Annotated in this window: 5 protein-coding genes and 1 pseudogene; 3 read left to right on the forward strand and 3 right to left on the reverse strand. The window is 66.4% G+C overall.

Features of this window, described 5'->3' with window-relative positions:
* The coding region (locus GX543_RS11120; protein ID WP_290851970.1) for an iron ABC transporter permease at positions 1-1,090 on the reverse strand (1,090 nt) is incomplete at its 3' end.
* A complete protein-coding gene (locus tag GX543_RS11125) occupies positions 1,087-2,067 on the reverse strand; it encodes an iron ABC transporter permease (RefSeq protein WP_290851971.1) in 981 nt (326 codons plus the stop codon). The genes GX543_RS11120 and GX543_RS11125, both read right to left, overlap by 4 nt.
* Positions 2,068-2,245: 178 nt before the next feature.
* Between GX543_RS11125 and GX543_RS11130 the strand changes: the two genes are divergently transcribed.
* Entirely contained in the window at positions 2,246-2,707 is a 462-nt protein-coding gene (locus GX543_RS11130; RefSeq protein ID WP_290851972.1) for a hypothetical protein, read from the forward strand.
* A gap of 98 nt (positions 2,708-2,805) precedes the next feature.
* Here GX543_RS11130 and GX543_RS11135 read toward each other — a convergent pair whose 3' ends face one another.
* Positions 2,806-4,194, reverse strand: a complete 1,389-nt coding sequence (locus tag GX543_RS11135) for an FAD-dependent oxidoreductase (protein WP_290851973.1) — start codon at positions 4,192-4,194, stop codon at positions 2,806-2,808.
* Between the two features lie 203 nt (positions 4,195-4,397).
* Between GX543_RS11135 and GX543_RS11140 the strand changes: the two genes are divergently transcribed.
* Both GX543_RS11140 and GX543_RS11145 read left to right on the forward strand, forming a co-directional pair.
* The gene (locus tag GX543_RS11140) at positions 4,398-4,889 is read left to right on the forward strand and encodes a hypothetical protein (RefSeq protein WP_290851974.1); all 492 of its coding nucleotides are present in this window, start codon (positions 4,398-4,400) and stop codon (positions 4,887-4,889) included.
* Positions 4,886-5,108 (forward strand): annotated as a pseudogene (locus tag GX543_RS11145) (rhodanese-like domain-containing protein); the annotation flags it as partial. The gene GX543_RS11140 and the pseudogene GX543_RS11145, both read left to right, overlap by 4 nt.

Genomic DNA, 5,108 nt, shown 5'->3' on the forward strand with positions numbered 1-5,108 from the left:
CCGACGACTTCCGTGCCGCCTGCACGATCAGAAACACCAGGAACGGTCCGCCGACCGCCGAGGTGACGACGCCGATGGGCAGGCCGCCCGGGAGGACGCCGCGGCAGATGATGTCGGCCAGGAGAACCATGCACGCGCCGACGATCCCGGAGAACGCCGGGGTCGGCTGCGCGGTGCGAGCCAGGCGCAGGGCGATCTGCGGGGCAACGAGCCCGACGAACGCGACCGGTCCGGCCGCGGAGACTGCGAGCGAGGCGACGACCACGGCGACGATCAGGGTGCCGTACGTGACGATGCCGAGTCGCACGCCGAGGCCGCGCGCGATGTCGGGTCCCAAGCCACTGACGGTGAGTTGGCGTGCGATGAAGGCGGTCCAGCCGAGACCGACCAGGGTGGCGATCACCACCGGCCCGACCGAACTCCAGCCGGTGTCCGCGAGCGAACCGACGAGCCATCGCTGCGCCATCGCGGCGTCGTGCACGTTGGCGCGGGACATCAGGAAGCCGACGACCGCCTGCATCATCCACGTCATGCCCACGCCGATGAGAATCAGGCGGAGCGTGCTCGTGACCACCTGGCCGCGGCTCCACGCGAGTGCGTACATCGCCAGCGCGGTGACGAAGCCGCCGAGCATCGCCGACAGCGGCACCCCGAGGGACACGAAGAAGCTGCCGAAACCGGTGCTGGTCGCGGTCACGGCGAGCACCACGCCGACGCTCGCGCCCGCAGTGATGCCGAGCAGATCGGGGGTGGCCAACGGGTTGCGGGTGATCACCTGTGTCAAGCAGCCGGCGAGGGCCAGGCTGAAGCCGGCAAAGGCGGCGATCAGCACCCGCGGCAACATGTCGTCGAAGATGACGATGTTCTCCGCGACGCGGCCGCCTCCCAGCAGGATGCGCGCGGTGTCGATGGGGGTGGTGAAGCCCACCGACAGGCCGACCAGGATCAGCACGATGATCGCCGCGACGCCGATGCCGGTGCAGATGGCGAGGCGGGGGCGGATCACCCAACTGGTGGGACCGATTTCGAAGATCCTCGTGGTGGAGGTGGCCGGTGCGGGCGTCCGGTTCTGGGCGTTCTCAGTTCTCATACCGTCGGCAGCTTTCTGCGTCGAACCATGAGCATGAGAACGGGGCCGCCGATCAGTGCGAGAATCACGCTGACCTGTGCCTCACCGGGACGGGCGATCACCCGGCCGATGACGTCGCAGACCAGGATCAGCAGTGCGCCGAACAACGCCGAGTACGGCACGATCCACCGGTAGTCGGGGCCGGTGACGGCACGCGCAAGGTGCGGGACCACCAGTCCGAGGAAGACGATGGGACCGCACGCTGCGGTCGCGGCACCGGCGAGGAGAGCGATGCCGACGATGCCCGCGACACGAATCCGGCCGACGTGCCCGCCGAGCGCGGTGGCCATGTCGTCGCCCAGGCTCAGCAGATTCAAGAACCAACCGCCCGCCAGAGCCAGGATCAGTCCGACGACGATGAACGGCAGGGTGGTCCAGAGGACGTCCGCCTCATGCCGAATGGCGCCGACATTCCAGAAGCGCCAGGTGTCGAGACTGGCGCCGTCCATCAAGACCAGCGCCGACGACACTGCGGTGAGGCACGCGGTGAGTCCCGCTCCGGCCAAGACGAGGGTGAGCGGCGACGACCCGGTGACGTTCGACAGGCCGAAGACGGCGGCAGCGGCGACGAGCGCGCCGACCAGCCCGAGGACCGTATTGACCAGGGCCCCCGAGGTTCCGAAGACGAAGGCGCCGATCACCACCGCGCAGGCTGCGCCTGCGTTGATGCCGAGCAGACCGGGGTCGGCCAGCGGATTTCGGGTGTGGCCCTGGGTGAGAGCTCCCGCGGCGCCGATCGCCAGGCCGACCACCAATCCGAGGACGGTGCGAGTGAGCCTGCGGTCGTAGAGCGTGTCCAGACCGCCGCCGGCGAGGGCGTGGGTGAGCGCGTCGAATACCTCGTTCAGTGGTACGTCGCGGGCGCCGATCGCGAGCGACGTGACGAACGCCAACGCGATGGCGGCCGTCAGCACGACGACCCCGAGTCCCTTCTTCACGAAGGATTACCTTACCTAACCCGATGTCGATTCTGTGCACTGGGATACCGAAATGCTGTGATTCTGCTGAGCAATTTGGTAACGGATGCGCACCTGTGGGCCGATAGGCAGGTAAGGGTTTGGAAGAGTTGGATCGTCCGAAGTTGACGTAGGCCCTGCGAAACGAAAGGCTCTCGACATGAAGAAGTCCCTGAAGCGAATGGCGGTCGCCGCGGCCGCAGCGGGTGCCATCGGCGCCAGTTCCCTCGTCGCCGCGCCGCAGGCGCAGGCCGCCCCTCCCGGCGACCTGATGCTGATCGGCGGCGTGTCCTGCACGTTCAAGGCATGGGGCCCGAACTGGAACGACGGACCGCTCTGGCAGATGCGACGCTGGATGGGCGTCGTGAACGTCGGCGGCTCGACGATGACCGGAGTCACCGTGTCGGAGCTCGGTGGAGCCAACCGGTGGGTGCCGGCCAACAAGGCGCGCGGCACCAAGACCGGTCAGTTGAAGCCGGGTCAGACGTCGATCGTGTTCGACACCAAGTGGAAGGGCTGCTGGCCCTCCTCGATCTCCGGCTACACCATCGGCCAGCAGGTGGAGAACCCGTTCAACAACGGCGGCTTCTGGCAGAACGTCCGCCGCGCGGAGGCGAAGTGACGGTCGGCTGACACCGCAGCGTCAACCGGCGAAGAGTTAAAAGGAGGAGGGCGACCGTCAACGGTCGCCCTCCTCCTTTCTGTCTGCGCTTTACGCGACTACTTCTGAACCTTGTGCGGCTCCGAAGCGGCCAGCATGTCGTCGCGCTCGACGACCTTGATGCGATCGCGACCCTGCGCCTCGCCGAGCTTGCGCTCGTGCTCGTCCAGTCGGTACCAGCCGTCCCAGGTGGTGAACGGAATCTTGCGCTCGTTCAGCAGGTCGATGATCGCTTCTTCGGAAGGATCCTCAACGGGGTTGAGACGATTGTTGACCATGTCGTCGACGATGCACTCGACGGTCTCCGACGCGTCGCCCTTGGTGTGGCCGATGAGGCCGACGGGGCCGCGCTTGATCCAGCCGGTGGTGTACAGGCCGGTCAGGTGCTTGCCTTCGTCGAAGACGCGTCCCGCCTCGTTGGGAATGACGCCCGCCTGATCGTCGAACGGGATGTCCGGGACGTTGTCCGAGAGGTAGCCGACGGCGCGGTAGACGGCGGTGACGTCCCAGTCGCGCGTCTTGCCGGTGCCCTTCACGTTGCCGGTGCCGTCGAGCTGGTTACGCTCGGTGCGCAGGCCGACGACCTTGCCGTCTTCGCCCAGGATCTCGACCGGGTTCTCGAAGAAGTGCAGGAACAGCTTGTGGATCGCGCCCTGCTTGGGCTCGCGAATGGCGTAGTTCTCGATGATCGTCGCGACCTGATCGGTGATCTTGCTGGAGCGACGCGCGACGGCCGAGCCCTCGTCGTAGTCGATGTCCTCGGGGTCGACGATGACCTCGATGTTCGGCGAGTGGTCGAGCTCCTTGAGCTCGAGCGGGGTGAACTTGGCCTGTGCCGGGCCGCGACGTCCGAAGACGTGGACCTCGACGGCCTTGTTGGCCTTGAGGCCCTGGTAGACGTTGTCCGGGATCTCGGTGGGCAGCAGTTCGTCGCCGGTCTTGGCGAGAACGCGGGCCACGTCGAGGGCCACGTTGCCGACGCCGATGACGGCGACCTTCTCCTGCTCCAGCGGCCACTCGCGAGAGAAGTCCGGGTGGCCGTCGTACCAGGCGACGAACTCGGCGGCGCCGTAGCTGCGCTCCAGGTCGACGCCGGGGATGTTGAGACCGCGGTCGTCGGTGGCTCCGGTGGAGAAGACGACGGCGTCGTAATGCCTCTGCAGGTCGGTCAACGTGATGTCGGTGCCGTAGTCGATGTTGCCGAGCAGGCGGACCTGCGGCTTGTCGAGCACCTTGTGCAGCGCCGTGATGATGCCCTTGATGCGCGGATGGTCCGGTGCGACGCCGTAGCGGATGAGACCGAACGGTGCGGGCATGCGCTCGTACAGGTCGATGCTCAGGCCGCGGGCCGACGCGGTCTCCGACTTCATCAGTGCGTCTGCGCAATAGATGCCGGCGGGGCCGGCGCCGATGATCGCGACCCGCAACGGGCGGCTGTTGTCACTCATGAACAGGTGCTTCCTCAGCTGGATGGGCAGGGTTGCCTTCTACGTTATGTCGAGATGCGCCGCGACCAAAATTTCTATGTGAGGTATGCCTCAGTTAGATTACCGCTGGAGAAAACTCTTGACGAAACGGCTCCGTTGGCCATCGGCCCGAACCGGGCTGTGTGCGCGAAGTCGCAGGTGCGGGGTCGTTACACTCGGCAATCATGAACCAAGACCAGCCTGCCGCCGACGGCCCCGACGAGCACGCAGACAACGACCAACCGCGTTCCTGGAAGGCCGCGCTGCCGATGCTGATCGCGGGAGGCCTCGCGTTGGCGATCCTGCTCTGGGTCGGTATCTCGGCGCTGGTGAATCCCGCTGAAGAGCGGATCTCCGACTCGGCGAAGGTGCAGCGCACGGTCAACCAGATGTACAGCGCGATGGGCACGCTGAACTACGAGCGGTACCGGGACTCGTTCTGCGCCACGGATATCGCCGCGCCGGACTTCCCGACCTCGGTGCAGTTCGCCGACCGGAACCGGGCCGAGAACGATGCCAAGGGCAAGATCGTTGTACCGAGCATGGATGTCGAGGTGACGGGTGATCGCGCCACGGTCACCGCGCATTGGCACCGCGAGAACACCGAGAGCGATAAGCAGAAGACGCAGCTGAAGCTGGTCGGCGTCGACGGCGAATGGAAGGTCTGCGGCCGATGAACTTTCAAGGAAATGTGACCTGCGCCGAGGCGTGGACGCGACTGTCGGAGAATCCGCGCACGGTCCTCGTCGACTGCCGGACCCAGGCCGAATGGAATTTCGTCGGGGTCCCCGACCTCACGACCATCGGCAAGCGCACCGTGTTCGTGGAGTGGCTCGACTACCCCGACGGCGCCCTGAATCCGCAGTTCGTCGCCGAACTGCGCGCGGCGGGTGTCA

It is taken from the genome of Gordonia sp. (in: high G+C Gram-positive bacteria) (assembly GCF_012515855.1).
In the GTDB taxonomy this organism is placed as follows: domain Bacteria; phylum Actinomycetota; class Actinomycetes; order Mycobacteriales; family Mycobacteriaceae; genus Gordonia.